The following is a 26,194-nucleotide window of genomic DNA, read 5'->3' on the forward strand; positions in this document are numbered from 1 at the left end:
ATGACAGGGCGCCGCATATGATCATTCTGGCCATCGAAACGGCGGGCGCTGATTGTGCCGCCTGCCTTTTTGACAGCAATGGCGAGCGCCTTCTGGCAGCCGTGAGCGAAACCATCGGCAAGGGTCACGCCGAAAGGCTGATGACGATGATCGACGAGGTGGTGCAAGCCAGCGGCCTGCCTTTGTCGGCGGTTAACAGAATTGCTGTTAATATTGGTCCCGGTTCCTTTACCGGCATCCGTGTCGGCGTGGCGACCGCGCGGGCGCTGGCGCTGGCGCTTGACGTTGAATGCGTCGGTGTGACGACGCTTGATGTTTTCGCGCGGCAGTCTCACAGCCAGACGGCGGGCCGCAATGTTTTGATCACGATGGATGCCAAACGCGGTGAAGCCTATTGTGCGCTTTATGATGGCAAGGGGCATTTGCGTCTTGCACCTGCCGCTTATGCCTATGACGCGCTGGCGGGGCTTGCCGGTGAGCATGACGCGGTGATTGCCGGGTCCGGCGGGATAGCAGCGGGGCTTGATCATATTGTGCCGCTTGCTGGCGTCCGGGTCGAAACCATTGCTGCGCTGGCTGCGGAAATGGCTGCCGGTAACGCGGTGTCGCCGCTTTATCTGCGCGCGCCTGATGCCAAGCCGCAGGGTGGTTTCAAGGTGGCGCGGGCGTGACTGGCATGGCAGGGTTTTTCCGGCGTAACCCTGAATTCGAGGTGTCTGCGCTGACGGGTGACGAACTGGAAGCGGCAGCCGATCTGCATCACGCTCGCTTCTTCCATCCCTGGAGCGCTGACGAGATCCACAATCTTTTGAGCCAGGCTCCCGTCTTCGGCTTTGTCATGCACCAGACCAATGCCTGGATCGGTTCGCCGCTGGCAGGCTTCGTGCTGGCGCGTGCCGTGGCGGATGAGGCCGAAATCCTGACAATTTGTGTGGCCGAGGGGTTTTCGCGCGCGGGGATCGGCTGGCGGCTGATGGTTGCGGCCCTGCAGGAAGCGGGGGTGAGAGGCGCTGAATTCATGCTGCTGGAAGTGGACGCGATCAACCAGCCGGCGATCGGCCTTTACCGCAAGCTTGGTTTTGTTGAGGTCGGGCGGCGCAAGGCCTATTATGCCCATGAGGATGGCAGCCGGTCGAGTGCGCTTGTTATGCGGCGGGAACTGGGCTAGAGCATCGGGCGAAAACGTGGACACCGGATTTCGCGAAAGCGCGATGCGCCGGGCGGCTCCACTGCCGGTGCAGGGCTTTGGAAATGTAAAGCCGATGAAATATCTTCGCTACAGCTATGTCACGCTTGCGCTGTTTCTCGCCACCATCCTGTTGGCTCCCGTGCAGCTCCTCTGTCTCTGGCGTGGCTGGCCTCTGGCGCGCAAGCTGCCGCGCTACTGGCACATGGTCGCCTGTTTCGTGCTTGGTATCCGCATTCATGTGCATGGTGCGCCGGATAAGCGCCGCCCGCTGCTGCTATCGTCCAACCACACCTCCTGGCTTGATATCGTCGTGCTGGGCCGGGTCGCCGATCTTGCCTTCATCGCCAAGTCGGAAGTGCGCGACTGGCCGGTCTTCGGCCTGTTTGCCCGGCTGCAGAATTCGGTTTTTATCGAACGTGCCGACCGGCGCGGAACGGGCGATCAGGTCAACACCATTGCAGAACGGCTTGTCGGCGGTGAGATCATCGTACTGTTTCCCGAAGGCACGACCTCGGATGGCAACCGGCTGTTGCCGCTGAAATATTCGCTGTTCGGCGCGGCTTCGTCCGCGGTACCCTTTTCGCCTTCGGGCAGCGTCTATGTGCAGCCGGTCGCTGTTGCCTATACCGGCATAGGCGGTCTGCCCATGGGCCGCGCTCTCAGGCCGGTGATTGCCTGGCCAGGCGATGTCGAGATGCTGCCTTCGCTTGCCGGTGTCATCCGGGCCGGTAATTTCGACATTGATGTCTGTTTCGGAGAAAGCGTGGAGTTTAGCGCAGAGACAAAGCGCAAGCAGGCCGCTGCCGAGGTCGAGGCACGTATGCGCGCTTTGCTTTCTGAGCAGCTTCGCGGGCGTTGAACCGGATATTTTTGCTCATAAAAGCGTTCAAATGGGCGCATTTTCCGTTTTTCATGCGCTTCAAAGCAGGTTAAAAGGCCCGCCATGAGGCAAGAGACCATTGGAACGACAGATATGACGGCATCGGCAACGGACAATCAGCGCAAGGTTTTCATCAAGACCTATGGCTGCCAGATGAATGTCTATGATTCCGAGCGGATGGGCGAGGCGCTGGCCAGCGATGGATATCAGCCGACCGAAAACATGGACGATGCCGATCTGGTGCTGCTGAACACCTGCCATATCCGTGAAAAGGCCGCCGAAAAGGTCTATTCCGCTTTGGGCCGTCTGCGTGACATGAAGCGTGAGCGTGCCAGAGAAGGCCGTGAAATGCTGATCGGCGTTGCCGGTTGCGTTGCCCAGGCGGAAGGCGAGGAGATCCTGCGCCGGGTGCCGGATGTCAATGTGGTCATCGGCCCGCAGACCTATCACCGGCTTCCCGAGGCGCTGAAGCGGGCCAAGGCCGGTGAGCGCGTGGTTGATACCGACTATGCGGTCGAGGACAAGTTCGACTATCTGCCGAAGAAGGAACGCGGCTACCGGCCAAAAAATGTTTCGGCCTTTCTCACCGTGCAGGAGGGCTGCGACAAGTTCTGCACCTTCTGCGTCGTGCCTTATACGCGGGGTGCGGAAGTTTCACGTTCGCGCAACCAGATCGTCGATGAAGCGCACCGGCTGGTCGAAAATGGCGTCAGCGAAATCACGCTACTGGGCCAGAACGTCAATGCATGGCATGGCAGCGGACCCGATGGCGCCGATTGGGGGCTTGGTGATCTCCTGTTCCATCTGGCTGATATCGAGGGTATCAAGAGGCTGCGTTATACAACCAGCCATCCGCGCGACATGGATGACCGGCTGATGGCTGCTCATCGCGATCTGCCCAAGCTGATGCCCTATCTGCATCTTCCCGTTCAGGCCGGCTCCGACCGCATCCTGAAAGCGATGAACCGCAAGCATACGGCGGAGGAATATCTGGCCCTGATCGGCCGCATTCGCGCGGTCCGGCCTGATATCGCTATGTCGGGTGATTTCATCGTCGGGTTTCCCGGCGAAACCGAAGAGGATTTCCAGGCAACGCTCGATCTGGTCGAAAAACTCCGCTATGCGCAGGCCTTCTCGTTCAAATATTCCACGCGCCCGGGAACGCCGGGTGCCGAGCTTGAAGATCAGGTGCCCGAAGACGTCAAGACCGAGCGGCTGGCCCGGCTTCAGGCGCTTCTGACCCGTCATCAGCGTGAATTTGCAGCCTCCTGCGTCGGCCGTGAAATGGATATCCTTCTGGAAAAGCCGGGCCGGGAAGCAGGTCAGCTGATCGGCCGCTCGCCCTGGCTGCAATCGGTCGTGATCGCGGGCGGCGATGCTGCGATCGGCGATATGGTGCGGGTGCGCATTACGTCTGCCGGCCCGAACAGCCTTGCCGCTGATCGGCTTTGATTTTGTGACACCACGATGAAAAGCGTGTGGCGAAAGACAAATCGCTTCACAAATCGACGGATCGCGTTTAGCCTTTATTCATGAAGCTTGGCGACCTCAAAGAGACTCAGTCAGTTCAGCGGCAAAGATGTTCAAGGGCCGACCGGCTTCGCATGTTCCATGCAGATATGGTTGTTTCAACGGATCGGTATGCATGTCGACCGGACGGGCATTTTGCTGCGCACCGTCTTGTGATGTGCCGCCCTAACAGCGCGAAGTCTGTTCGTTCGCCAGCAGAGGCATATGAACGCTTCGGTGTCGATCAAAGGTGTCGTCGTCTTTTCTCAGGAGCTTGACCGCTTGAACGTAACAGAACTGGTTGCCGAAACCGCGCAGGGCGCGCGTCCCAACACCAAGGAAGAGGCGAGTCATTTCGTCCTTACTTTTGAGAACAACCGCTATGCCAGCGAGTTGTTCGGTCAGTTCGATGAACATCTGAAAATGCTGGAAGACAGGCTGAAGGTCAAAGCCATGCCACGCGGTAATTCCGTGGCGCTGAGCGGGGACACGGCCGCAACCTATCAGGCCCGCCGGGCGCTTGATTTTCTTTACAGCCAGCTTCTGAATGGCGGTCATGTGGAAAAATCCGATGTTGAAGGCGCGATCCGAATGGCTGTTGCCGCCGATGATCAGCTGAGCCTGCCGACGCTGGAGCGCAAGGCGAAGCTGTCCATGTCGCAGATTTCGACGCGCAAGAAATCAATTGCGGCCCGCACGCCGGCACAGGATGCCTATATTCGTGCGCTGGAGCGCAATGAGCTTGTCTTTGGCGTCGGTCCCGCCGGCACAGGTAAAACCTATCTGGCGGTTGCCTATGCGGCGCAGCTGCTGGAGCGCGGCGTGGTCAACAAGATCATCCTGTCGCGTCCGGCGGTTGAGGCGGGCGAGCGTCTCGGCTTTCTGCCCGGTGATATGAAGGAGAAGGTCGATCCCTATCTCCGTCCGCTTTATGATGCGCTTTATGATATGATGCCGGGCGACAAGGTCGAGCGCGCTATTACCGCCGGTGTCATCGAGATTGCACCGCTCGCCTTCATGCGCGGGCGCACGCTGGCCAATGCGGCCGTCATTCTCGATGAGGCGCAGAACACGACATCGATGCAGATGAAGATGTTCCTGACCCGTCTCGGCGAGAATTCGCGGATGATCATTACGGGCGATCCGAGCCAGATCGACCTGCCGCGCGGCGTCAAATCCGGTCTGGTCGAGGCGCTCGGGATCCTCAAGGGCGTGGAAAGCATTTCGATCATCCGCTTTACCGATACGGATGTGGTGCGTCATCCGCTGGTGGCGCGCATCGTCGCCGCCTATGACGGCGAGAGCCGCACCGCCGGTGAAGCCAGCGAGGCCAGCGACGCCTGATGATGGCAGAATTCGATTATCAGATCACTGTCGAGGACGACGCGTGGGACAATATCGCTGACCTCGAAACCCTGGTTTACAGGGCGGTGGGAGCGGCGGCGGATCTGCTCGCGAAAGAGGAGGGGCAGCCCTTCTTCGAGCCGGAGGCGGAGCTGTCGCTTGTCTTTACGGATGATAAGACGATACGCACGATCAACGCGGAATGGCGCGATATGGACAAGGCAACGAATGTCCTGTCCTTTCCGGCCTTTCCGATTGCGCCCGGCGACATGCCGGGGCCGATGCTCGGCGATATCGTGGTGGCCTATGAAACGGTCAAACGCGAGGCGGAGGCGCTGGAAAAGCCCTTCGAGGAACACCTGACCCATCTTCTGGTGCATGGATTTCTGCATCTTTTGGGCTATGATCATATAGAAAACACCGATGCGGAGCTCATGGAAGGACTTGAGACTCGCATTTTGGCCACACTTAACCTATCTGATCCTTATCAGGGTAGTGACCCGGTTTAACACCTAAGGAAAGATGAACCAGCAACAGATCGTACCGCTGCGAGAAAGCGGGCAGGATGCCGAAGACGGCTCTGCACTCGACGAACCCAACAGTACGGGGCCGCATAACGGCCACACTGAAAAAAACGGTTCTCCCATCAGGGGTTTTTTCATGCGCTTGAAGCGCAATGGGCACGCAGGCTCAAGACTGCGTGAGGACCTCGAAGATGCACTGTCGGCAGACGGTGCCGGGGGCAGTGATTTCTCGCCCGAAGAACGGGCGATGCTCAACAATATTTTGCGTTTCCGCGAAGTTCGTGTCGAAGACGTTATGGTGCCACGCGCCGATATTGACGCCGTGGACCAGAGCATTTCGCTTGGCGAGCTTCTGCTGATCTTCGAGAATTGCGGCCATTCGCGTATGCCGGTCTTTTCTGAAACGCTCGATGATCCGCGCGGCATGGTGCATATTCGCGATCTTCTGGCTTACCTGTCCAAGCAGGCCCGCGGCCGCCGTCGCAATCCCACGCGCACCGCCGCCCAGGCCGGTGGGCGGGTCGAGACCACGGCCAAGGCCCCGGTTGCGGAGAAATCCAGCCGGGCGCATCGCAGCGGTCTTGATCTCGCTCGTGTCAATCTCGACAAGAGCGTCGCCGATGCGGGCATCATCCGCCCTGTTCTGTTCGTGCCGCCCTCCATGCTGGCATCAGATCTGCTGCAGCGCATGCAGGCGAGCCGGACGCAGATGGCGCTGGTGATTGACGAATATGGCGGCACGGACGGACTTGTCTCGCATGAGGATATCGTCGAGATGGTCATCGGCGACATTGATGACGAGCATGATTCCGAAGAGGCGATGTTTACGCGCGTTTCCGATGATGTTTTCGTCGCCGATGCCCGTGTCGAGCTTGAGGATATCGCCGAGGCGATTGGTCCGGATTTTGATATTTCCGACCATGCCGAGGACGTGGATACGCTGGGCGGTCTGATCTTCTCCGCTATCGGCCGTATTCCCGCCCGTGGTGAGGTGATCCAGTCTCTGCCAGGCTTCGAAGTCCATATTCTCGATGCCGATCCGCGTCGCATTCGCCGTGTCCGCATTCTCAGGCGCCGTGCGCCGGTGCGTCGCCGTGCAGCTGCCCTGCGCCACGAGGCAGAGCCTCAAGATGCGACCCGGCCAGCACTTCCGCCGGAGCCGCCCGTGGCGATTGCGGGTGTGGCAGCTGATGGTCCCGAGCGCGTCGGCGCCGAAGGTGACGGTTCGCCGCGGTAGGTCTCTGCCGCGTCTTTCAACAGGAATGAAGCCAGCGCAGGACAAATCTGTCGGGCGCTGGCTTTGTTGTCACTGGCGCATCGGGCGAAAACGAGGATATCGGTTTTTGCCTGATATGTTAGAGCTATTCCGGTCTGAAGCATCGGAATCGGCGCTTTGACATGTTGTTTTGACAGAATGACCCTACCGATCCTCCCTTGTTTCGGTCGGATCCTGCTCCAGGCGGAAAGACCGGCGGCGGCGATTGCCTGCCGGTAAACATGATGGAATGAGTGCGCGCCGATGCCGATACAAGACAAGCCCATCACCGGTGGTCCGGCCTTCCTTATGAGGCTTCAGCAACGGGTCCGGCAGATGAGCGGCCGCGCTCAGGCTGTTGCGTTGATGGCATGCGGGGCGTTGTCGACATTTGCGCTTGCGCCTTTCGGCCTGATGCCGGTGATGTTTCTCACGGTACCGGCGCTGTTTCTGCTGACCGATGGCTTTGTCGGACAGCGTGCCGGCATTGCCGCTGTCAGGCGCGGCTTTATCGCGGGCTGGTGTTTCGGCTTCGGCTATTTTGTCTTTGGCCTATGGTGGCTGGCCGCCGCGCTTTTACAGGATGCGGTACATTTCGCCTGGGCCATCCCTTTCGCCGTTCTTGGCTTTCCTGCCTATCTTGCGCTCTATTACGGTTTCGCACTGGCGCTGGCGGTCCCGTTTTTTCGTTGGCGCGGGTTGCGTTTCCTGGCTGTGGCTCTGGCGATCGGGCTTGGTGAATGGCTCAGGGGCTATATTTTCACGGGGTTTCCATGGAATGCGCTTGGCTATACGGCCGTACCCACGCCGCTCTTCATGCAGTCGGTGCGGCTGGTCGGGCTTTTCGGTCTCAGCGGCCTTTGCGTTGTTGTCTTTGCTGCGCCGTTGATGTGGCTTGAACGGCGCTTGCTTGTTTTCTGCCTGGCGCTTGGGCTTTTTGTGGCGGATCTGGGCTATGGCGGTTTCCGCCTGGGGACGGCGCCGGCAGCACAGTCGGCGCATGAAACCGTCGTGCGGATGGTTCAGCCCGCCAGCGATATTGCGAGCTGGGGCAGCATAGAGGGACGGGAGGCCGCCTTTGCGTCGCTGATGGCCCTGTCATCGGCCCCGCCCAATGGGGGGACCCGGGTTCCTGACATTATCGTCTGGCCTGAAACGGCGCTGCCATTTCTGATCGATGATCGCGCCGACGCACGCACGGCCATCGGTGAGATGCTGAAGCCGGGCCAGACCCTGATCACCGGGGCAACTCGCTTTGCCGGCCGTGATGATGATGGCATGCCGCAGTTTCACAATTCCATTGTTGTTCTCAATGATGATGGTCAGATTGTCTCGGCAGCTGATAAAGTCCACCTCGTCCCCTTCGGAGAATATCTGCCGTTTGCGAAGACATTGAAGGCATTTGGGCTTGGTTTTATTTCAACGATTGCGGGTAATTACGTGCCCGGGGTTGAGCGCAACCTCCTGTTGCTTCCCGACGGGATGACGCTTTTCCCGCTTATTTGCTATGAAGCCGTTTTTCCCGGCATAGTTGGGGCGCAGTCGGGATTGTCCGATGCGCTTCTCAATGTGAGTTTTGACAGCTGGTTTTCAGGGACACCAGGCCCCTATCAGCACTTCGCCGAGGCTCGATTACAGGCTGTAGCTGTAGGAAAACCGCTGATTCGCGTCGGTGAAAACGGCGTTTCGGCGGTCGTTGATGCCTATGGTAGAGTCATCGGCCGGTTGTCCTTCGGTGAAAAGGGCTACCTTGACGTTGCGATTTCGTTACCATAGGTTGCTTTTTTGGCGAAATTACTGTTCTATAACCCGCAAAAGGTCGAACTAAAGCGCCATGAGGGTGAACATTACATTCACGTAATGGTTTTGGAAATCCTCTACAATTGACCGTTATACCCTAAAATTGCATAGTGGGCTGCCTTGGCATTCTCGTCGGGCCTGCAGTGCCAAAATCCGGTGGTTGCATAATCACTTTACGACGCGGCGGGTTCGGTGTGGCGATGGGTTAGTGAGAATAGGAACAAAAATGACAGAAAACAAAAAGAAGCCGAACCCGATCGACATTCATGTCGGGAGTCGGATCAGGTTGCGCCGTACCATGCTGGGCATGAGCCAAGAAAAACTTGGTGAAAGCCTGGGAATTACCTTTCAGCAGATTCAGAAGTACGAAAAGGGCACCAACCGCGTTGGCGCCAGCCGTCTTCAGAACATCTCGACGATCCTCAACGTACCGGTATCCTTCTTCTTCGAAGATGCCCCCGGCGAGCGCGCAGGCTCTGCCACCGGTATGGCGGAAGCATCGAGCTCCAGCTATGTGGTCGACTTCCTGTCGTCCTCCGAGGGGCTTCAGCTGAACCGCGCCTTCGTCAAGATCAATGATCCGAAAGTGCGCCGCAGACTGGTCGACCTCGTGAAATCTCTGGCTGCAGAGGCAGAGTGAGTTAATCGGATATCATCGCGGAAAGGCAGCCTCACGGCTGCCTTTTTGCGTTTCGGGGTTTCTTCGTCCCGCCGCGAGCCATGCGTTCGAAGCAAGGCTGCCTAGCCGCATAAAGACATATTTATATTGTTGTGTCCTTGTCATTTGTCGACGAAGTGTCTAACAAAATCAGGCTAATTTCTATGTGGGGAATCCCGATGCGCAGCAATTATCTCTTTACCAGTGAATCCGTTTCCGAAGGGCATCCTGACAAGGTCTGTGACCGTATCTCGGACGAGATTGTCGATCTCGTATATCGCGAGGCCACCAAGACAGGTGTCGATCCCTGGAAAGTGCGCATTGCCTGTGAGACGCTGGCCACGACAAACCGTGTTGTGATTGCCGGAGAGGTTCGTCTGCCCGAAAGCCTGATGAAGAAGGACAAGAACGGCAACGAGATTGTCAATCCTTCCCGCTTCAAATCGGCGGCGCGGCGTGCAATCCGCAATATCGGTTATGAGCAGGATGGTTTTCACTGGAAGAATGTGCGCATTGACGTGCTGCTGCATGCCCAGTCGGCGCACATCGCGCAGGGTGTGGACAATGCGTCTGACCGTCAGGGCGATGAAGGCGCTGGCGACCAGGGCATCATGTTTGGCTTTGCCTGCCGCGAAACGCCGGAACTGATGCCGGCGCCGATCTATTATTCGCACCGTATTCTGCAGACGCTTGCCGATGCGCGCAAGGCAGGCGAGGGCGAAGTTGCCAAGCTTGGTCCTGATGCGAAGAGCCAGGTGACCGTTCGCTATGTCGATGGCAAGCCGAGTGAAGTTGTTTCCATCGTCCTGTCCACCCAGCATCTTGATGAAAGCTGGGATTCAGCCAAGGTCCGCAGTGTTGTGGAGCCCTATATCCGCGAAGCGCTCGGCGATCTGCCGATCTCGGATGATTGTGCCTGGTATGTCAATCCGACCGGCAAATTCGTTATCGGCGGCCCTGATGGGGATGCTGGTCTGACCGGCCGCAAGATCATCGTTGACACTTATGGCGGTGCAGCACCCCATGGCGGCGGTGCCTTTTCGGGCAAGGACACGACCAAGGTTGACCGCTCTGCCGCCTATGCGGCGCGTTACCTTGCCAAGAATGTCGTCGCCGCGGGCCTTGCCGACAAGTGCACCATTCAGCTTTCCTATGCCATCGGCGTGGCACAGCCGCTGTCGGTCTATGTCGACCTTCATGGCACTGGCAAGGTGGATGAGGACGCGGTCGAAAAGGCGATCCGCCAGGTCATGGATCTGTCGCCTTCCGGCATTCGCCGCCATCTGGCGCTGAACAAGCCGATCTATGCGAAGACCTCGGCCTATGGCCATTTTGGCCGCAAGGCTGGCCGTGACGGCTCCTTCTCCTGGGAAAAGCTTGATCTGGTGAAGCCGCTGAAGCTAGCGCTGAAAAGCTGACGGACGCTGATCATGACCGACGATGCCGATTTTGGTGACCGCCAGGGCAAAGCCTTTTTCGGGCGGCGCAAGGGGAAAGCCCTGCGCGCCCGGCAGGCGCATAATCTGGAGGAGATGCTGCCGCGTTTCGCACTGGATCTTGCCGCAGATGCGCCGGATGACCTGGAGGATCTGTTTCCGGCAGGCATTGATGCCATCCGGCTTGAGATCGGTTTTGGTGGTGGTGAGCATCTTGCCCATCGCGCGGGTGAATTCCCGCAGACCGGCTTTATCGGTGTCGAACCCTTCATCAATTCGATGGCCAAGCTGCTTGGCACGATCGAGGAAAAGGGGCTGTCCAATATCCGCCTGCATGACGACGATGCGGTTGAGGTGCTGGACTGGATGCCGGCTGAAAGCGTCGATCACATCGATCTGCTCTATCCCGATCCCTGGCCGAAGAAAAAGCACTGGAAGCGCCGCTTTGTCTCTCAGGCCAATCTTGACCGGTTCCATCGCGTGTTGAAGCCCGGTGGGCGATTCTGCTTTGCGTCAGATATCGATAGTTACGTGAACTGGACGCTTCTTCATTGCCGTCGGCATGGCGGTTTTGCCTGGCAGGCGCGTGAGGCGAGCGACTGGACCGCGCCTTATGAGAACTGGCCATCGACGCGTTACGAGGCTAAGGCACGTCGCGAAGGACGCAAAAGCGCCTATCTGACCTTTTTGAAGGTTTGAGGATCGAAAGACTGCTCAGTGCAGTGTGACCGTGCGGATGTCGTCTTCCATCGCCTTGAAGAAAATGCTGGCACGGTTTTCCGTAAGAAGCAGTGGTGTGCCATCGGCGGCGAACAGGCCCCAAAGCGTGGCGTCGGCGCGCAGGTTCACCGCTTCTGGAAAGCTTGCCAGAGCCTCGCTACGCCCCAACTGGCGGAAGTAGCATAATTCGCCATTGCCGAGCGCTGCGAAAATCTCGGGATCGTGGGACCAGTCGGCAATCTTCAGGCTCATGTCATTCTCCGGCGCTTCGGTCATGTCTTTCACGGCAGGTTCCAGCTGCAGCCGCGATTAACCTTAATCTGAAACGGAAATGTTAATTTTCCGTACGTTTGCGGGGCGGCGCGCGATTTCTATGGCCAGAAGCCCGTTTTGCAGGTTTGCACGGGTGACTTCCATGGCGTCGGTCAAAAGAAAGATCCGTCGGAACTGCCGGCCGGCGATGCCGCGATAAAGAAACTCGCCATTCTGCTTTTCGTCCTGGCTGCCGCGGATCACCAACTGATGACCTTCTGTCGTGACATCCAGCTCTTCCGCTTCAAAGCCCGCGACGGCAACCGTGATGCGCAGGAAGGCGCCGGGGTCGCGGTCGTGCAGATATTCGATATCGAAAGGAGGGTAGCCACCGCTGCCGCGCGATAGCGTGGCAAGCATTTCGGTGGTCATATCCAGCGGGTCGAGTCTGAGGTCTATACGCGCCATCTTCATTTCCTTTGACTGTCGACCATATGGTTTTTTCGAGCGCTGATCGCAAGCCCTGACCAACGGGATGCAGCCCCAAGGCAGCTTGACAAGAATTGTGGCAGGCTCCAAGCCTTGTTTTCCGATCAATGGCAATCCGCCGCAGCTCCTCAAGAAAAAGAAGGAACCCATGAGCAAGGCCCGTAATATCATTATCGATACCGATCCCGGACAGGACGACGCAGCGGCCATTCTTCTGGCGCTGGCCAGCCCCGAGGAAATCTGCGTGCTCGGCATTACCGCCGTCGCCGGCAACGTTCCGCTCAGTCTGACCGAGCGCAATGCCCGTATCATCGCTGAACTCGCTGGCCGCGCCGATGTGCCCGTGTTTGCCGGCTGCGACCGGCCGATCGCCCGTCCGCTGGTGACGGCGGAACATGTTCACGGCAAGACCGGGCTTGACGGGCCGGAACTGGCTGAGCCGACCATGCCGCTTCAGGCGCAGCATGCGGTCGATTTCATCATTGAGACGTTGCGAAATGAACCGTCTGGCACGGTCACGCTATGCCCGCTTGGTCCGCTGACCAATATCGCGACTGCCTTTCAGAAGGCGCCTGACATTGTCGAGCGTGTTCAGGAAATCGTCCTGATGGGCGGCGGCTATTTTGAGGGCGGCAACATCACGCCGGCCGCCGAGTTCAACATCTATGTCGATCCGGAAGCCGCCGATATCGTCTTTTCGGCCGGCATTCCGCTGGTGATGATGCCGCTTGACGTGACGCATCAGCTGCTTTGCCTCAAGTCGCGCGTTGACAAGATTGCAGCCATCGGCCGACCGGCAGCAACGGCAATGGCGGAGATGCTGCTGTTCTATGAGCGTTTCGACATCGAGAAATACGGCTCTGACGGCGGGCCGCTGCATGATCCTTCGGTGATCGCATATCTGATCAAACCCGAACTCTTTTCCGGGCGGCTTTGCAATGTCGAGATCGAGACCCAATCCGAGCTCACGCTTGGGGCAACGGTTGTCGACTGGTGGAAAGTGACCGATCGGAAACCCAATGCCACGGTCATTGGAAAGGCGGATGCCGATGGTTTCTTCGCGCTTCTGACCGAACGTCTGGCGCGGCTCTAGGGCATTCGCTTATGTGGCGCAGTCGCGCGGATGCGCTGCGGAGCGAGACAACGAAACCGGCGAAAGATCGCCGGTCAGACTGCTGGCAAAGCTCGCCTCTTTTTCTGCCGTCATGCCTGTATTTGTTACAGGCATGACGGAAATGCGCGTCTGCGCGGCGAAAGAGCCCGTCTATTCAATGTCTTACAAATTTGGATCCCCGTGACAAGCACGGGGATGACAACGGAGGGGCACCCCAAGCAGGCAATCTGAACCGGCGAAAGTCGCCGATTTTATTGGCGCCAGGGCATGGTCCGGCGGAGCGAGGCGAGGCTCAAGAAGTCCATGCGGTCAGGACAGATGGGCAGGGGGCCGATCTGATCAAGAGCGCCGAACCGCACTCGCGGCCTCAGAACTGTGCGTCGACGTCGCCCGCGACCGGTATGGAGGGCTGGGCGCCGGGCTTGAGGCAGGCCAGAGCACCGGCGATGGCGGCGCGGTGGGCGGCTGCGTCAAAGTCGAGCTCGGCATCAAGACCGGCAGCGAGATAGCCGCAGAAAGTATCGCCAGCGCCGACGGTATCGACTGCGTCGATCTTCATGCTGTCAATGCGGTGAAACACACCGTTTTCCATGGCGATGACGCCTTCGGCACCGAGGGTGATGACCACCGTCTGCCCGGTTTCGTCGTGATAGGATTTCAGCACATTGATCCGGCCTTCGCTGCCCAGTGCGTCTGCGCCGGTCAAAAGCTCGAATTCCGTTTCATTGGCAATCACGATATCTGCGAGGCGGCCGAGTTCTGCGGCTTCTGCCGTCAGCGGCGCGGTATTGAGTACCGTCCGGATCCCCTTTTCATGTGCTGCGGCAAGTGCCGTGCGGATTGCATCAGCAGGGATTTCCAGCTGCAGGACAAGCGTGTCGCCCGGAGCCATGGCGTCGACCGCTGCCCGTGCGTCCTCTTGCGTGAGCGTGCCATTGGCGGCCGCGTTGATGACGATGACATTTTCGCCGTCGCCGCCGACCAGGATCATCGCGGTTCCGGTGGGGCCGGTGACATGCCTGGTTGCCGAAAGATCAACCCCGGCTTCGGCGAGAAGCGCAGTGGCCGCCTCGGCGAATTCATCCGTTCCAACAGCGCCGGCCATCCTGACCTTTGCACCGGCCCTGGCTGCGGCCAGAGCCTGATTGGCGCCCTTGCCGCCCTGGGCGGTGTAGAAATTGTTGCCGGTCACTGTTTCTCCCGGCTCGGGCAGTCTCTCGGTCGTGGCGATCAGGTCCATATTGATGGAGCCGAAGACGGTGATCATCGCGCGTCCTTTCATCGAAGGTCGTTGTGCGCGGCGCCTGATTGACAAGGTACGGGCCGCAGCAGGAATGCGGTCATCAATGGCTGATTGGTCGACATCTGTCCAGATTGCGATGCTGCTGCGTCCGCTCAATCCTCTTCGACGATGCGTAACTTCAGTTTACCCTGTTCCGGCAACGGGTTCGACGGGGACGCCGCCTCGTCGCCGGCGGCCGGTTGCTGTTCGAATTCAAGACCGCCGATTCGCTCGCCGCGGCGCAGGATCTTCGCTGATGAAATCTGGATCTGCTCGATATCCTGCCGCGCCTGACCAAAGTGGCTCTGCAGTTTGGTGACGCGGTCGTTGAGCCGTCCGAGATCGCCGAGCAGATGTGCAACCTCGCTCTGAATCAGATGCGCCTGTTCGCGCATGCGCTGGTCCTTCAGCATAGCCTGGATCACCTGGATCGACAGCAGCAGAAGGGTCGGCGAGACGATGACGATGCGGGCGTGATGTGCCTTTTGCACCAGGCTTTCGAAGCGTTCATGCACGTCGGCGAAAATCGATTCGGAAGGGATGAACAAAAAGGCGGTGTCCTGCGTTTCGCCCGGGATCAGGTATTTTTGCGCAATGTCGCGGATATGGGTCTCGAAATCGCGGCGGAAACGTTGCGCTTCCTGTCGCGCCACCATGTCGTCTTCGGCGCCATTCATGGCGTTCCACGCCTCAAGCGGAAACTTTGCGTCAATCACCAGCGGTGGCATGGCATTGGGCATGGAAATCAGGCAATCGGGACGGGTGCCATTGGAAAGACCGGCCTGAAAACGGTAGCTGCCGGCAGGCAGGGCATCGGCAATGATGGTTTCCATCCGCGATTGGCCGAAGGCGCCCCGCGTCTGTTTGTTGGAAAGAATGGCCTGAAGGCCGACGACGTCTTTTGCGAGCGACTGGATATTGTTCTGCGCCGCATCGATTACGGCCAGACGTTCCTGCAGCCGGGCGAGATTGGCATGGGTGGCGCGCGTCTGCTCGTTCAGCGAAGTGCCGAGCCTCTGGGAAAGGCCGTCGAGCCGGTTCCCAAGCGACTGATTCAGCTCAGCCTGACGGGTGCCGAAGAGCTCGGCCATGGTTGCCATGCGTCCCTGCATCTCGATCTGGCTGCGCATCAGGCCGTTCATCTGCTCGGCAAGCGCGTCGTCCTGGCCGTGCCGGTTTCGCCGGCTGGCCAGAAACAGGAAAACGCTGAGAGCAAGCGTCAGCACGCCGATGACCGCGACGGCAAACGGCAAGACGCCGCCAAATGCGCCGGTGAGTGCGGTCAGGAGAGTGTTTGTGCTTTGTTCCATTTTGTCAGCCTAACAGATTTTGCCGGAAGGTGAAGATCAAATCATGAACAAATTGACGGGAAGGTCAATTTCGCCGGTCCAGTTGTGACCCTTCAGCATCTTTTCGTTTCACATGGGCGAAACTTGCGCTATGGGGGGAGCCATGACGACAAAGCCCATGATTATTCTTCCGGACCCGATATTGCGCAAGGTTTCCGCACCTGTGGAGCGGGTCGATGACGAACTGAAAAAGCTTGCAGGCGATATGCTGGAGACGATGTATGAAGCGCCGGGCATTGGCCTGGCTGCTATACAGGTCGGTGTGCCGCGGCGTATGCTGGTTCTCGATGTCAGCAAGGACGAGAACAAGAAAGAGCCGATGGTCTTCATCAACCCGTCGATCCTTTCAGCGTCGGACGAACGCTCCATCTACGAGGAAGGCTGCCTTTCGATTCCGGATTTCTTTGCCGAGGTCGAGCGGCCGGCTGAAGTTGCTGTTCGCTACACGGATCTTGATGGCAAGGAGCAGCAGCTGGAGGCCGACGGCCTGCTTGCAACCTGCCTGCAGCATGAGATGGATCACCTCGATGGCGTCCTGTTCATCGACTATCTGTCTCGGTTGAAACGTGACCGGGTGATCCGCAAGTTTACCAAGTCGGCGCGTCAGCAAAAGCTTTGAGCCAGCAGGCGAGGCTGGCTTCCGGTCCGTTGATGACGGTCTCAGCGAGAAGGAGCTGAAGGCGATGAGAGTAATCTTCATGGGGTCGCCGGATTTTTCCGTGCCGACATTGCGCGCGCTTGTCGATGCAGGACATGAGATCGTCTGTGTCTATGCCCAGCCGCCGCGTGCAGCCGGCAGGCGCGGTCTATCCGAAGTCAAGACGCCGGTTCATCAGGCAGCCGAACTGCTCGGTCTTCCGGTCCGCACGCCTGTCAATTTCAAGGCGGAAGAGGACCGCATCGCCTTTGCGGCGCTCAAGGCTGATGTGGCGGTAGTGGTAGCCTATGGCCTTCTCCTGCCTCAGGCTATTCTTTCCGGCACGCAACATGGCTGTTTCAATGGCCATGCCTCGCTTCTGCCGCGCTGGCGCGGGGCTGCCCCGCTGCAGCGCGCGATCATGGCTGGTGACGCCGAGACCGGCATGATGGTGATGAAGATGGACAAGGGGCTTGATACCGGCCCGGTCGCGCTGACCGAGAAAGTGGCGATAACGCCTGATATGACGGCGGGAGAACTGCACGACCGGATGATGCAGGTCGGTGCCCGGCTGATGGTCGAAGCCTTGGCCGCGCTTGAGGCCGGCACGCTTCAGCTGAACGAGCAGGCGGAAGAGGGAGCGACCTATGCCCGCAAGATCGACAAGGGGGAGACCCGCGTCGATTTCTCGCTTTCCGCCCAGATGGTGCATAATCATGTGCGTGGCCTTTCGCCCTTTCCCGGCGCCTGGTTCGAAGCGTCATTTGCGGAGGGAAAGCCGGAACGTGTCAAACTGATCGAGACCCGGCTTGCCGAAGGGAGCGGCCCCGCCGGAACGGTGATTGATGCCGATGCCGGCGTCGTTGCCTGCGGCACTGGGGCGGTTGCGCTGACCCGGTTGCAGAAGGCTGGCGGCAAGGCACTCGATGCAGAAGCGTTTCTGCGCGGTCATTCGTTGCAAAAGGGCACGGTGCTCGGCTGATGCCACGCTATCGCATGACCGTCGAATATGACGGCACACCCTATGTCGGCTGGCAGCGCCAGGACAATGGACGTTCGGTGCAGGGCGCGCTTGAGGCTGCGGTCTTCTCGCTGACCGGGGAAACCGTCAGCATTCGCGGGGCCGGGCGAACTGATTCAGGCGTTCATGCGCTCGGTCAGGTCGTTCATCTCGATCTATCGCGCGACTGGAGCCCGTTCCAGCTGCTCAACGCGCTCAATGCCCATCTGCGCCTTGCGGCAGAGACGGTGTCGGTGACGGAGGTCCTTATAGCCGATCCCGAGTTCAATGCGCGTTTCTCCGCCATCAAACGGCACTATCTCTATCGTATCCTCAATCGCCGGGCGCATCCCGCCATCGAGGCAAAGCGGGCCTGGTGGGTGCCGAAGCCACTGGATCACGAGGCGATGCATGAAGCTGCCCAGCAACTGATCGGCCACCACGATTTCACCACCTTCCGCTCCGTTCACTGCCAGGCCAAGTCACCCATGCGCACGCTCGACCGCCTCGATGTCACGCGCAATGGCGAGGTGATCGAGATCCGTGCTTCGGCGCAGAGCTTTCTGCACAACCAGATCCGCTCCTTTGCCGGCACGCTGAAACTGGCCGGCGACGGCAAGATGAGCGCCGCCGATGTGCGTGCAGCGCTTGAAGCGCGTGATCGCAAGGCCTGTGGGCCTGTCGCCCCGCCCGAGGGGCTCTATTTCATGAAGGTCGACTATCCTTCGGATTGACCATTCGGTCAGAGTGTTGAAACCGAGGGACCGGCAACGCAGCTGATGGCTGCTTGCGGCGGCTGGGCTATCTGGCTTGCCGCCATGCTGCGTTCCTGCTGTGAAGGGCAAATCGGACGGACGATGGACGTATAGCCTTTTTCGGCCAGACAGCGGTCAACCACGCGGGCGCGAAGGGCCGCATTGGTGTCATGGCTTTCACTGGTCACCGGCGTGACATAGCCGCCGACTTCTGTGCAATAGGTCCTTTTGTCGTCCTTGTCCTCGCAGCTAATGAAGCCCGGTACGGAATAGCCGCCTGACACCTCGGTGACCATGTTCTGCGGCACTTGTTTCAGCGCTTCGATCATGCACTGATCATAGGCTTCCTGTCGCTGGTCGCGGGTGCTGCCTTCCTTGTAGAGAACATTGATCGGGCCAGCCTGACAGGCAACAAGCAACAGGCAGACAGAAAGCGTCAGAACAGGCTTTGACATGGTGATCCCCCTCAGGACAGGTATGCTGAGGTTTAGCGCCTTGGGTTTGCGTGTCAAGGGTGCGGACTGCCCGGTTCAGCCGCCAAGCATGTAACGCGTGCCGAAATCGCTGATCACCAGTGTGGTGACCACTGAGGCCAGGATTGCCGCGGCGGTCGGCAGGGGACGGTCTTCAAGCAAAACGTAGAACAGTCTGATTTCAAAAAGAAAAGCGCCAAAAATAACCACCTGGAGTAGGATGATCAGCGGAACGAGGAAAGCCTGGCCCAGCAGCGCGATGGCGATGATGAGCATGGCCGCGACGACATTGACCGGCACACTCAGCCAGTTGGAGGCGATGACGATGCGGAAGAAGGATTTCGCCTGACCGGAAAAGTGGCAGACAAGTGCGATGGCGACCAGTGGAACGATCCAGCTGACTGTCTGGATCACAATGGTGCGGAAGACGAGAAGTCCGGTAAAGGCGACGCCGTTTCCGGCGCTGTCGGTCAGGCTCAACAGGCTCGACAGAACCATGAAGGGCAGGCAGATGACAAAGGCCCAGAATGAGCGCTTGAAGCCCCGTTCCGTGAAATCAAGATAGTGATAGGCCGTGGCACTGCCCTTGAAGAGCAGCCACAGGCCTTTCAGATAGAACCGGATTTCAGCGATTGTCGGCAAGCTCAAACCACCTGTCGATGAAGGTCTCGTAGATTTGCGTCAGTGTTTCGAGGTCAGACAAAGCGACATGCTCGTCGATCTTGTGCATGGTCTGGCCGACAAGGCCGAATTCCACCACAGGGCAATAGTCCTTGATGAAACGGGCATCGGAGGTGCCGCCGGTTGTGGACAGCTTCGGCACATTGCCGGTTACATCCTCAATGGCGGTTGCCAGGCTGCCTGCAAGCCGGTTGTCGCGGGTCAGAAAGACATGGCTGGTGCGGCCAAGCCATTCGATCGTATAGGCCGCCCGGCCTGCTTCAGGCCGGAGCGGCGCATTGGCGAGCGCCTCGTCGAGACGGGCGATAATCTCGGCCTTCAGCGTGTCCTCGCTCCAGTGATCGTTGAAGCGGATGTTGAAGACCGCGCTTGCGGACTGCGGAATCACATTGGTTGCCGGGTTGCCGGTATCGACCGAGGTGATCTCAAGGTTGGAGGGCGGGAAATTGTCGCTACCGGCGTCAAAGGGCTTGCCCATGAGTGCGGTCATCACCGCTGCCATGCCGCGCAGGGGATTGTCGGCAAGATGCGGATAGGCGACATGGCCCTGCTGTCCGATGACGGTGACCCGGCCGGAGAGCGAGCCACGACGGCCGATCTTGATCATGTCTCCGAGCGTATCGGGATTGGTCGGCTCGCCGACAAGGGCGCCATCCCACTTTTCGCCGCGCGCGGCTGCCCATTGCAAAAGCTTGTCGGTGCCGTTGATCGAGGGACCTTCCTCATCACCGGTGATCAGCAGTGATACCGAGCCGGGCAGGGGGCCATGACGGTCGATGACGCGGGCAATCGCTGCGACGAAACAGGCAATGCCGCCCTTCATGTCGACCGCACCACGGCCATATAGCTTGCCGTCGGCAATCTCGGCGGCAAAGGGCGGGTGGGTCCAGGATGCCTCCGCGCCTGGCGGGACAACATCGGTGTGGCCGGCAAACATCAGATGCGGGCCCTCAGAACCAAGCCGGGCATAGAGATTTTCCACATCCGGTGTGCCAGGTGTGGTCTCGATCATGCGCGTCACGGCAAAGCCGAGCGGGCTCAGCATTGTCTCAAGGGCGGTCAGTGCGCCGCCTTCGGCCGGTGTTACCGACGGGCAGCGGATCAGAGCGGCGAGATTCTTGACGGGATTTGTCTCGGTCATGCGTTCAATCTGGTAGCTGACTTGCGGAAGCGGTTCTGAATGGCCCTTTCAGTCTGCCTGAATTGGCCGGGACTGAAAGGGCTAAAGTCGGAAAGGCTGCGGTTTAGTCGCGCAGCAATTCGTTGATGCCGGTCTTGGAGCGGGTGCGCTCATCGACGCGCTTGACGATCACGGCGCAATAGAGGCCGGGGCCGGGCTGGCCATTGCCCATCGGCTTGGCGGCCGGCAGGGTGCCGGCGACGACGACCGAATAGGGCGGGACTTCGCCATAGGTGATCTCGCCGGTGGCGCGGTCAACGATCTTGGTCGACTTGCCGATGAAAACGCCCATGCCGAGAACCGAACCCTCGCGCACGATGCAGCCTTCAACCACTTCGGAACGGGCGCCGATAAAGCAATTGTCTTCAATGATGGTCGGGCCGGCCTGCATGGGTTCCAGCACGCCGCCAATGCCGACGCCGCCGGAAAGGTGAACATGCTTGCCGATCTGGGCGCAGGAGCCGACGGTTGCCCAGGTGTCGACCATGGTTCCTTCATCGACATAGGCGCCGAGATTGACGAAAGAGGGCATCAGCACGACGCCGGGCGCGATATAGGCCGAGCGGCGCACGACCGCGTTCGGCACGGCGCGGAAGCCGGCGGCGCGAAACTGGTTTTCGCCCCAACCCTCGAACTTGGAGGGAACCTTGTCCCACCAGGTGGCATTGTCCGGTCCGCCCTTGACGACGTCCATATCGTTCAGGCGGAAGGAAAGCAGCACCGCCTTCTTGAGCCACTGATTGACCTTCCATTCGCCGCCTTCAAGCTTTTCGGCCACACGGGCCTTGCCGCTATCGAGCAGGTTCAGCGAAACCTCGACTGCTTCACGAATTTCGCCCTTGGTGCTGATAGTCACGTCGGCGCGGTTTTCGAAAGCGGCCTCGATCGTGTGTTCAAGTGCGGTCAGGTCGGTCATCTCAATTCCTTTGTTGTCATGCAGGCAGGCTGGAGCACAATTTGCTCCGAGCGCGCGGTGTCGCTGCTTCGGCCGTTGAAATCGGTCTAAGCGAGGCTCGGCGATGCGTCAATCTTCGCCCGCAAATGACGGCTGCAAAAAGCCCATCCTTTTGACTGGCGTCACGGAAAAACCGCGCTTTCGCAGGAAAGGCGCGGTTTCTTGATTTCAGATGCACCGAGAGCGCTTGTTCAGTGCCAGGGCCTGTCGGGCAGATCATCAACGGTGATGACAAGATCGCCATTGGTGTCGAGACGGGCGAACATGGCATCGCCAAGCGCCATGAACTCATCCTTGCTGACCTGGCCGGAGCGGTCAACATCGGCACGGGCAAAGAAGATATGGCCCATCATCGCGCCGTGATGGTCCCTCATCATGCCCGGATCATCCGGTGCCATCGGGTGCATGCTGCCCGGACCGAAGCCGCCCATGTCGCCATGATGCCAGCCGCGCTGCGGATATCCGCGTTCGTCGCCATCGGCCATCATCATGCGGTGCGGCATATGGGCGCCGGGCGGCGGCATGCCATCCGGGCCGGCGCTGCGCCTGGCCATCATCCCGGAAGGCGGCGGTGGTGGCACAGCCTGCTGGTTCGCTGCGGGCGGCGGCGGCGTGCCCTCAGCGGAGGGCGCTGCGTCTGCTGTCGCCTTGTCTGTGCCATCTGATATGCTCGGCCCCGGTTGTGGATGGGCATCGCGGAAGGCCTGTCTTTTGGCTTTGCGATAGTCGGAAAACTCGCCGGGCGTGATCACGCCATCGCCATTGGCATCGATCGCGGCGAAGGTTGCGGCGCGCCAGGCATCCATTTCATCCTTGGTGATCTGGCCATTCTTGTCGGTATCGGCGTTTTTCAGGAGAAAGATAAAGGCCTCACCCTGCCTTTGCGGGCCGATGGTGTGCTCTGGTCCCTGGTCGGCAAAGCCCGGCAGGGTCAGCGCCCCAAGGGCGGCGGTAGCAAGAAAGGCAGTGAGGGTGAAACGTTTCGCATTCATCGACTGTTTCCTCTTCGGGGTCCTCTCGGCATCATGATATTATGACCGCGAGACGGGGCCTGCCAATTAAGCTTTGGAAAGGTAGGCTTACGCTTCATTCATTCACGAATTCTTAACCATGACTGAAAAGCTGCGCCACTGCGCCGACGAAGCCTGCGAGGTTGTCGGTCAAATAGTCGATATGGTTTGTATCGCCGGTCGCTCGCTCAAAGGCCTGGGATGAGCCGTATTCGAGGTTCTGTGGCACGACGAGAACCGTGGTCATGCCAAGTGCCTTGGGCTGAGCGAGATTGCGCGGCAGATCTTCAAACATGGCGGCGCGGCGCGTATCGATGCCGCTATCGCTGAGGAAAGCGGCATAGGCGGCTTCGGCAGGTTTCGGAACGAAATTGCTGGCGGCGATATCGAAAACACGGTCGAAATGATCGAGAATACCGAGCGCGGCCGCAGTCTTTTCGGCATGGGCAACGGAACCATTGGTGAAGATGTGCTTGCGGCCCGGCAGGGCCTTGATCGCGTTACCCAGCGCCGGATTGGCGGGTACGACCGAGTAGTCGATGGCATGGGCCTTTTCGAGGAAATCATCCGGATCAATACCGTGATGGATCATCAGGCCCTGAAGCGTCGTTCCGTGATCGCGGTAATAGTCCTTCTGCAGCCGGCGTGCGGCCACAGGATCGAGTTGCAACAGTGCCGCCACATAGGCGGTCATGTTGCGGTCAATCTGAGAAAACAGGTTGATCTCGTGCGGATAGAGCGTGTTGTCGAGATCGAAGACCCAGTCCTCAATATGGGTGAAATCGGCTTTGGCCGGCATTTTTGCAAGATCTGTCATGGTTGTCAGTTATGGCAGAGGCCGGTGAATTGGAAAATGCCAATTTTCAGCGGTGGGCAGCCTTGCGGCACGGCGCCGCATCTTGAGTCTTTTGTGGATCGGCAAAAGCTGATAGGAAAGATGTCATGTCCAAGCTCACGCGCACAGCAGAATGCGGAATTACCTGCGTCGTCCTGCACGACCGCAGACGCATGCCGCAGCGCTTTTCAGCTTTTTTCACCGGCTCCAGCCAGGGCCGTCTTTTCTGATCGTTGATGGCTGCGTGTGTTGCGCGGCATCCTTTCTTCGACAACGATCACGATCCGGCCGCTCTGTCTGCGGGCCGGATGGCTGGAATAGCAAGGACTTCTCCCATGGAATTATGGGTTATCATCACGCTGGTCAGCGCCTTTCTGCAGAATATGCGCTCGACCCTGCAGAAATATCTGAAGGGCCGGATGGCCACTTTGGGGGCCACTTTCACCCGTTTCGGTTTCGGCCTGCCCTTCGCACTGCTCTACCTCTTTGTTCTGGCCGGACCGCTTGCCCGGCCGATACCATCGCCGAACGCCAGTTTTGCCGTCTGGGCGCTTGTCGGTGCCTTTGCACAGATCGCCGCGACCTTTCTGCTTGTCTACATGTTCTCATTCCGTAATTTCGCGGTGGGCACGGCCTATTCCCGCACAGAGCCGGCGCAGGCGGCGGTGATCGGCTTTCTGTTTCTCGGCGACCGGATTTCCGGCGGGGCGATTATCGCTATCCTGATATCGATCGCCGGTGTGGTACTGATCTCGCTTTCGCGCAGCGCACTCAGCCTGAAATCGATTGCCGGGGCGGTCTTTTCGAGAACTGCGGCGATCGGCATCTTTTCGGGCACGCTGTTCGGGCTTTCCGCGGTTGCCTATCGCGCCGCCTCGCTATCGCTCGCGCCAAGCCTGCCCGCGCCTGACAGTATCATGCAGGCCTCTTTTACGCTCGCCATTGTCATCGTGGTTCAGACGGTCGCTATGCTGGCCTGGATGCTGGCCTTTGATCGCGGCGAGCTTGTCCGGGTTCTTGCGGCATGGAAACCGGCACTGGCTGTCGGTTTTGTCGGGGCAACAGCCTCCTTCGGCTGGTTTTCTGCAATGACAATGCAGCAGGCGGCGATTGTCAAGGCGGTGGCACAGGTGGAGATGCTGTTCACCTTCGCGACGTCAGTCTTCATCTTCAAGGAGAAGATCACCCGGGCGGAGCTTCTTGGTTGCCTGCTGATCGTTTCCGGCGTCCTGGCCCTGCTTCTCACCTAATATCCTTAAGGTTGACTTCAGACAAAACTCTCTCCAAAGGATAGAAAGGGGAAGAACACGAGCGGCAAGCGAAATCTGGCTTGCCGTTTGCTGCAAAAGCGTGAGGGGAACGCCAGATGCCGACAGCTGAAGCCCAATCGACGCAAGGGTATCCGGGGCGATGGGTGGCCATGGGTGTGTTGATCGCCGCCACCTTCATGAACCTGCTCGATGCGACGATCGTCAATGTGGCGCTGCCGGTGATCCAGAAGGACCTGAATGCGCATTCAAGCTCGATTGAATGGATTGTCGCGGGCTACGTGCTGGTCTTTGCGCTGGCGCTGATGCCCTGCGGACGGCTCGGCGACATCTACGGCAAGAAGCAGCTGTTTCTCGGTGGCGTTGCCTTTTTCACGCTGTCTTCGGCCCTCTCCGGTGCCGCACCCAATATCGGATTTCTGATCGCTGCCCGGCTGATGCAGGGGCTCGGTGCTGCCATCATGGCGCCCCAGGTTCTCTCACTGGTGCAGGATATGTTTGTCTCCAAGGAGCGTTCGGCCGCCTTTTCGATGTTCGGCATCACCAGCGGTATCGCCATTGTCAGTGGACCGCTGATCGGCGGCTGGCTGATTGCGGTCAACCTGTTCGACATGGGCTGGCGTTCGATCTTCTACATCAACGTGCCAGTGGGCATTATTGCCGTCATTGCCGGTAGCGTGCTGATTCCGCGTTTTCCGGCGCAACGCGGACTGAAACTCGACAAGCCGGGCGTCATGATTGTTGCGCTCGCCTTCCTGTTGCTGATCTTTCCGCTGGTCGAAGGGCGCCGTTTCGGCTGGCCGCTCTGGACTTTCGCGATGCTTCTGGCTTCGCTGCCTTTCTTCGCCGGATTCTACTTTTGGGAAAAGCGGCGGGCCGATGCAGGGCGCGAGCAGCTGCTGCCGGTTTCGCTGATGCATACGCATGCCTATGTGCTGGGCGGGATTATCTCCTTTCTGTTTTATTCCACGCCCGCGGGCCTGTTTATGACCTTCGCGATCTTCTTGCAGCAGGGTTTCGGCTTCACGCCGCTTCAGGCGGGGCTGGCGACCATTCCCTTTCCGATTGGTGCTTTCATGGCAGCCTTTACCAATCGCAGGCTGTCGGACAATTTTCTGAAAGGTCGCATCCTGGTTGGTGCAGCGCTGATGACATCGGGGCTGGCGCTTATCCTTTTCATGGTCTGGCGCCATTCCGGCACGCCGGGTGTCTTTTCCTTCGCGCCCGGCTTGCTGATCGGCGGCTTTTCGCTCGGCTTCACCGTCTCGCCGCTGTTTCAGTCCATGCTGGCCGAGGTGCCGGGGCCTGATGCCGGGTCCGCCTCGGGGGCATTGCAGGCAATCCAGCAGGCGGGAAGCGCGCTCGGCATTGCCATTGCCAGCCAGCTTTTCTTCGCGACGATCGCCGCTCGCCAGGCAGCCGGTGCCGCAACCGAGGCTGCCTATGTCGCCGGTTTTATTGCCTGCCTCAGCTATATGGTGGTCATCACGGCAGCGGTGTTTTTCGCCGCCTGGTTCCTTCCGGCGGTCCGCCCCGGTCAACATGCGGGCAGTGAGGATGGCGAAACCGAGGTCATACTGCTGTGAAATCTGCGGCGAT

The 26,194-nt window shown here is 59.3% G+C and carries 28 protein-coding genes; 18 read left to right on the top strand and 10 right to left on the bottom strand.

The features are described 5' to 3' along the window. Positions 1-17: 17 nt before the first annotated feature. The 11 genes from tsaB (at position 18) to trmB (ending at position 11,294) form a co-directional block, all read left to right on the top strand. Complete coding sequence (tsaB, locus tag FJU08_RS12440; RefSeq protein WP_141149334.1) at positions 18-671, top strand: tRNA (adenosine(37)-N6)-threonylcarbamoyltransferase complex dimerization subunit type 1 TsaB; 654 nt, start codon at positions 18-20, stop codon at positions 669-671. Positions 672-676: 5 nt separating this feature from the next. After that, on the top strand, positions 677-1,168 hold the full coding sequence (locus tag FJU08_RS12445) for a GNAT family N-acetyltransferase (RefSeq protein WP_141149335.1): 492 nt from the start codon (positions 677-679) through the stop codon (positions 1,166-1,168). Between the two features lie 94 nt (positions 1,169-1,262). Further along, positions 1,263-2,048, top strand: a complete 786-nt coding sequence (gene olsA, locus FJU08_RS12450) for a lyso-ornithine lipid O-acyltransferase (RefSeq protein WP_141149386.1) — start codon at positions 1,263-1,265, stop codon at positions 2,046-2,048. A gap of 84 nt (positions 2,049-2,132) precedes the next feature. After that, the gene (miaB, locus tag FJU08_RS12455; RefSeq protein WP_141149336.1) at positions 2,133-3,521 is read left to right on the top strand and encodes a tRNA (N6-isopentenyl adenosine(37)-C2)-methylthiotransferase MiaB; all 1,389 of its coding nucleotides are present in this window, start codon (positions 2,133-2,135) and stop codon (positions 3,519-3,521) included. 339 nt (positions 3,522-3,860) lie between these two features. Continuing rightward, complete coding sequence (locus FJU08_RS12460) at positions 3,861-4,922, top strand: PhoH family protein (protein WP_141149387.1); 1,062 nt, start codon at positions 3,861-3,863, stop codon at positions 4,920-4,922. A gap of 2 nt (positions 4,923-4,924) precedes the next feature. After that, positions 4,925-5,431, top strand: coding sequence for an rRNA maturation RNase YbeY (gene ybeY, locus FJU08_RS12465; protein ID WP_141149388.1), 507 nt, complete (start codon positions 4,925-4,927; stop codon positions 5,429-5,431). 13 nt (positions 5,432-5,444) lie between these two features. Next, the gene (locus FJU08_RS12470) at positions 5,445-6,683 is read left to right on the top strand and encodes a hemolysin family protein (RefSeq protein ID WP_141149337.1); all 1,239 of its coding nucleotides are present in this window, start codon (positions 5,445-5,447) and stop codon (positions 6,681-6,683) included. Between the two features lie 354 nt (positions 6,684-7,037). Next, a complete protein-coding gene (lnt, locus tag FJU08_RS12475; RefSeq protein ID WP_181409838.1) occupies positions 7,038-8,477 on the top strand; it encodes an apolipoprotein N-acyltransferase in 1,440 nt (479 codons plus the stop codon). Positions 8,478-8,727: 250 nt separating this feature from the next. Beyond that, entirely contained in the window at positions 8,728-9,141 is a 414-nt protein-coding gene (locus FJU08_RS12480) for a helix-turn-helix domain-containing protein (RefSeq protein ID WP_141149339.1), read from the top strand. A 197-nt stretch (positions 9,142-9,338) separates the two neighbouring features. Beyond that, complete coding sequence (metK, locus tag FJU08_RS12485; RefSeq protein ID WP_141149340.1) at positions 9,339-10,577, top strand: methionine adenosyltransferase; 1,239 nt, start codon at positions 9,339-9,341, stop codon at positions 10,575-10,577. A 12-nt stretch (positions 10,578-10,589) separates the two neighbouring features. Then, positions 10,590-11,294, top strand: coding sequence for a tRNA (guanine(46)-N(7))-methyltransferase TrmB (gene trmB / locus FJU08_RS12490; RefSeq protein ID WP_141149341.1), 705 nt, complete (start codon positions 10,590-10,592; stop codon positions 11,292-11,294). Between the two features lie 15 nt (positions 11,295-11,309). Here the strand turns inward: trmB and FJU08_RS12495 are convergent, their stop codons facing one another. Beyond that, positions 11,310-11,591 (bottom strand): BQ00720 family protein, encoded by a 282-nt coding sequence (locus FJU08_RS12495; protein ID WP_407943710.1) that lies wholly within the window; start codon positions 11,589-11,591, stop codon positions 11,310-11,312. Between the two features lie 39 nt (positions 11,592-11,630). Further along, entirely contained in the window at positions 11,631-12,035 is a 405-nt protein-coding gene (locus tag FJU08_RS12500; protein ID WP_141149390.1) for an Hsp20 family protein, read from the bottom strand. 169 nt (positions 12,036-12,204) lie between these two features. Here FJU08_RS12500 and FJU08_RS12505 point away from each other — a divergent pair, with 169 nt between their 5' ends. Then, positions 12,205-13,149 carry a nucleoside hydrolase gene (locus tag FJU08_RS12505; RefSeq protein ID WP_141149342.1) on the top strand — a complete coding sequence of 315 codons (945 nt, stop codon included), beginning with the start codon at positions 12,205-12,207 and terminating at the stop codon, positions 13,147-13,149. A 388-nt stretch (positions 13,150-13,537) separates the two neighbouring features. On the opposite strand, the gene FJU08_RS12510 is transcribed toward FJU08_RS12505, so the two are convergent. Next, a complete protein-coding gene (locus FJU08_RS12510) occupies positions 13,538-14,437 on the bottom strand; it encodes a ribokinase (RefSeq protein WP_141149343.1) in 900 nt (299 codons plus the stop codon). A gap of 128 nt (positions 14,438-14,565) precedes the next feature. Then, positions 14,566-15,762: a DNA recombination protein RmuC gene (locus tag FJU08_RS12515; protein ID WP_141149344.1), complete on the bottom strand. Its 1,197-nt coding sequence runs from the start codon at positions 15,760-15,762 to the stop codon at positions 14,566-14,568. Positions 15,763-15,904: 142 nt separating this feature from the next. Between FJU08_RS12515 and def the strand changes: the two genes are divergently transcribed. The 3 genes from def (at position 15,905) to truA (ending at position 18,172) form a co-directional block, all read left to right on the top strand. Beyond that, positions 15,905-16,420 (top strand): peptide deformylase, encoded by a 516-nt coding sequence (gene def / locus FJU08_RS12520; RefSeq protein WP_141149345.1) that lies wholly within the window; start codon positions 15,905-15,907, stop codon positions 16,418-16,420. 64 nt (positions 16,421-16,484) lie between these two features. Further along, on the top strand, positions 16,485-17,420 hold the full coding sequence (fmt, locus tag FJU08_RS12525) for a methionyl-tRNA formyltransferase (protein WP_235890674.1): 936 nt from the start codon (positions 16,485-16,487) through the stop codon (positions 17,418-17,420). Continuing rightward, positions 17,420-18,172 carry a tRNA pseudouridine(38-40) synthase TruA gene (gene truA, locus FJU08_RS12530; protein ID WP_141149346.1) on the top strand — a complete coding sequence of 251 codons (753 nt, stop codon included), beginning with the start codon at positions 17,420-17,422 and terminating at the stop codon, positions 18,170-18,172. Before fmt ends, truA begins: the two co-directional genes overlap by 1 nt. A gap of 8 nt (positions 18,173-18,180) precedes the next feature. Here truA and FJU08_RS12535 read toward each other — a convergent pair whose 3' ends face one another. The 6 genes from FJU08_RS12535 to FJU08_RS12560 all read right to left on the bottom strand — a co-directional run bounded on the left by FJU08_RS12535 (position 18,181) and on the right by FJU08_RS12560 (position 23,309). Then, complete coding sequence (locus tag FJU08_RS12535) at positions 18,181-18,648, bottom strand: hypothetical protein (protein ID WP_141149347.1); 468 nt, start codon at positions 18,646-18,648, stop codon at positions 18,181-18,183. A 75-nt stretch (positions 18,649-18,723) separates the two neighbouring features. After that, entirely contained in the window at positions 18,724-19,308 is a 585-nt protein-coding gene (locus FJU08_RS12540) for a hypothetical protein (protein ID WP_141149348.1), read from the bottom strand. After that, a complete protein-coding gene (gene dapE, locus FJU08_RS12545; RefSeq protein WP_141149349.1) occupies positions 19,292-20,488 on the bottom strand; it encodes a succinyl-diaminopimelate desuccinylase in 1,197 nt (398 codons plus the stop codon). The genes FJU08_RS12540 and dapE overlap by 17 nt, the downstream gene beginning before the upstream one ends. A gap of 103 nt (positions 20,489-20,591) precedes the next feature. Continuing rightward, positions 20,592-21,443: a 2,3,4,5-tetrahydropyridine-2,6-dicarboxylate N-succinyltransferase gene (gene dapD / locus FJU08_RS12550; RefSeq protein WP_181409839.1), complete on the bottom strand. Its 852-nt coding sequence runs from the start codon at positions 21,441-21,443 to the stop codon at positions 20,592-20,594. A gap of 230 nt (positions 21,444-21,673) precedes the next feature. Then, on the bottom strand, positions 21,674-22,474 hold the full coding sequence (locus FJU08_RS12555; RefSeq protein WP_141149351.1) for a hypothetical protein: 801 nt from the start codon (positions 22,472-22,474) through the stop codon (positions 21,674-21,676). 112 nt (positions 22,475-22,586) lie between these two features. Beyond that, positions 22,587-23,309: a pyrimidine 5'-nucleotidase gene (locus FJU08_RS12560; RefSeq protein WP_141149352.1), complete on the bottom strand. Its 723-nt coding sequence runs from the start codon at positions 23,307-23,309 to the stop codon at positions 22,587-22,589. 125 nt (positions 23,310-23,434) lie between these two features. Between FJU08_RS12560 and FJU08_RS23205 the strand changes: the two genes are divergently transcribed. The 3 genes from FJU08_RS23205 to FJU08_RS12570 all read left to right on the top strand — a co-directional run bounded on the left by FJU08_RS23205 (position 23,435) and on the right by FJU08_RS12570 (position 26,181). Beyond that, a complete protein-coding gene (locus FJU08_RS23205; RefSeq protein ID WP_268932136.1) occupies positions 23,435-23,557 on the top strand; it encodes a hypothetical protein in 123 nt (40 codons plus the stop codon). Positions 23,558-23,662: 105 nt separating this feature from the next. Further along, positions 23,663-24,577 (top strand): DMT family transporter, encoded by a 915-nt coding sequence (locus tag FJU08_RS12565; protein WP_141149353.1) that lies wholly within the window; start codon positions 23,663-23,665, stop codon positions 24,575-24,577. A 116-nt stretch (positions 24,578-24,693) separates the two neighbouring features. Further along, positions 24,694-26,181, top strand: a complete 1,488-nt coding sequence (locus FJU08_RS12570; protein WP_141149354.1) for an MFS transporter — start codon at positions 24,694-24,696, stop codon at positions 26,179-26,181. The last annotated feature ends 13 nt before the right edge of the window (positions 26,182-26,194 follow it).

It is taken from the genome of Martelella alba (genome assembly GCF_006516955.1).
GTDB lineage: Bacteria > Pseudomonadota > Alphaproteobacteria > Rhizobiales > Rhizobiaceae > Martelella > Martelella alba.

What these genes read in the sequence shown, in the direction of transcription:
- FJU08_RS12495 (WP_407943710.1), bottom strand. Translation starts at nt 11,591, where the DNA reads ATGACCGAAGCGCCGGAGAATGACATGAGCCTGAAGATTGCCGACTGG.
- FJU08_RS12555 (WP_141149351.1), bottom strand. Translation starts at nt 22,474, where the DNA reads ATGAATGCGAAACGTTTCACCCTCACTGCCTTTCTTGCTACCGCCGCC.
- ybeY (WP_141149388.1), top strand. Translation starts at nt 4,925, where the DNA reads ATGGCAGAATTCGATTATCAGATCACTGTCGAGGACGACGCGTGGGAC.
- FJU08_RS12515 (WP_141149344.1), bottom strand. Translation starts at nt 15,762, where the DNA reads ATGGAACAAAGCACAAACACTCTCCTGACCGCACTCACCGGCGCATTT.
- dapE (WP_141149349.1), bottom strand. Translation starts at nt 20,488, where the DNA reads ATGACCGAGACAAATCCCGTCAAGAATCTCGCCGCTCTGATCCGCTGC.
- FJU08_RS12500 (WP_141149390.1), bottom strand. Translation starts at nt 12,035, where the DNA reads ATGGCGCGTATAGACCTCAGACTCGACCCGCTGGATATGACCACCGAA.
- trmB (WP_141149341.1), top strand. Translation starts at nt 10,590, where the DNA reads ATGACCGACGATGCCGATTTTGGTGACCGCCAGGGCAAAGCCTTTTTC.
- tsaB (WP_141149334.1), top strand. Translation starts at nt 18, where the DNA reads ATGATCATTCTGGCCATCGAAACGGCGGGCGCTGATTGTGCCGCCTGC.
- dapD (WP_181409839.1), bottom strand. Translation starts at nt 21,443, where the DNA reads ATGACCGACCTGACCGCACTTGAACACACGATCGAGGCCGCTTTCGAA.
- FJU08_RS12510 (WP_141149343.1), bottom strand. Translation starts at nt 14,437, where the DNA reads ATGATCACCGTCTTCGGCTCCATCAATATGGACCTGATCGCCACGACC.
- def (WP_141149345.1), top strand. Translation starts at nt 15,905, where the DNA reads ATGACGACAAAGCCCATGATTATTCTTCCGGACCCGATATTGCGCAAG.
- metK (WP_141149340.1), top strand. Translation starts at nt 9,339, where the DNA reads ATGCGCAGCAATTATCTCTTTACCAGTGAATCCGTTTCCGAAGGGCAT.
- FJU08_RS12480 (WP_141149339.1), top strand. Translation starts at nt 8,728, where the DNA reads ATGACAGAAAACAAAAAGAAGCCGAACCCGATCGACATTCATGTCGGG.
- FJU08_RS12560 (WP_141149352.1), bottom strand. Translation starts at nt 23,309, where the DNA reads ATGACAGATCTTGCAAAAATGCCGGCCAAAGCCGATTTCACCCATATT.
- truA (WP_141149346.1), top strand. Translation starts at nt 17,420, where the DNA reads ATGCCACGCTATCGCATGACCGTCGAATATGACGGCACACCCTATGTC.
- FJU08_RS12565 (WP_141149353.1), top strand. Translation starts at nt 23,663, where the DNA reads ATGGAATTATGGGTTATCATCACGCTGGTCAGCGCCTTTCTGCAGAAT.
- FJU08_RS23205 (WP_268932136.1), top strand. Translation starts at nt 23,435, where the DNA reads ATGTCCAAGCTCACGCGCACAGCAGAATGCGGAATTACCTGCGTCGTC.
- FJU08_RS12505 (WP_141149342.1), top strand. Translation starts at nt 12,205, where the DNA reads ATGAGCAAGGCCCGTAATATCATTATCGATACCGATCCCGGACAGGAC.
- miaB (WP_141149336.1), top strand. Translation starts at nt 2,133, where the DNA reads ATGAGGCAAGAGACCATTGGAACGACAGATATGACGGCATCGGCAACG.
- FJU08_RS12570 (WP_141149354.1), top strand. Translation starts at nt 24,694, where the DNA reads ATGCCGACAGCTGAAGCCCAATCGACGCAAGGGTATCCGGGGCGATGG.
- FJU08_RS12445 (WP_141149335.1), top strand. Translation starts at nt 677, where the DNA reads ATGGCAGGGTTTTTCCGGCGTAACCCTGAATTCGAGGTGTCTGCGCTG.
- lnt (WP_181409838.1), top strand. Translation starts at nt 7,038, where the DNA reads ATGAGCGGCCGCGCTCAGGCTGTTGCGTTGATGGCATGCGGGGCGTTG.
- olsA (WP_141149386.1), top strand. Translation starts at nt 1,263, where the DNA reads ATGAAATATCTTCGCTACAGCTATGTCACGCTTGCGCTGTTTCTCGCC.
- fmt (WP_235890674.1), top strand. Translation starts at nt 16,485, where the DNA reads ATGAGAGTAATCTTCATGGGGTCGCCGGATTTTTCCGTGCCGACATTG.
- FJU08_RS12470 (WP_141149337.1), top strand. Translation starts at nt 5,445, where the DNA reads ATGAACCAGCAACAGATCGTACCGCTGCGAGAAAGCGGGCAGGATGCC.
- FJU08_RS12535 (WP_141149347.1), bottom strand. Translation starts at nt 18,648, where the DNA reads ATGTCAAAGCCTGTTCTGACGCTTTCTGTCTGCCTGTTGCTTGTTGCC.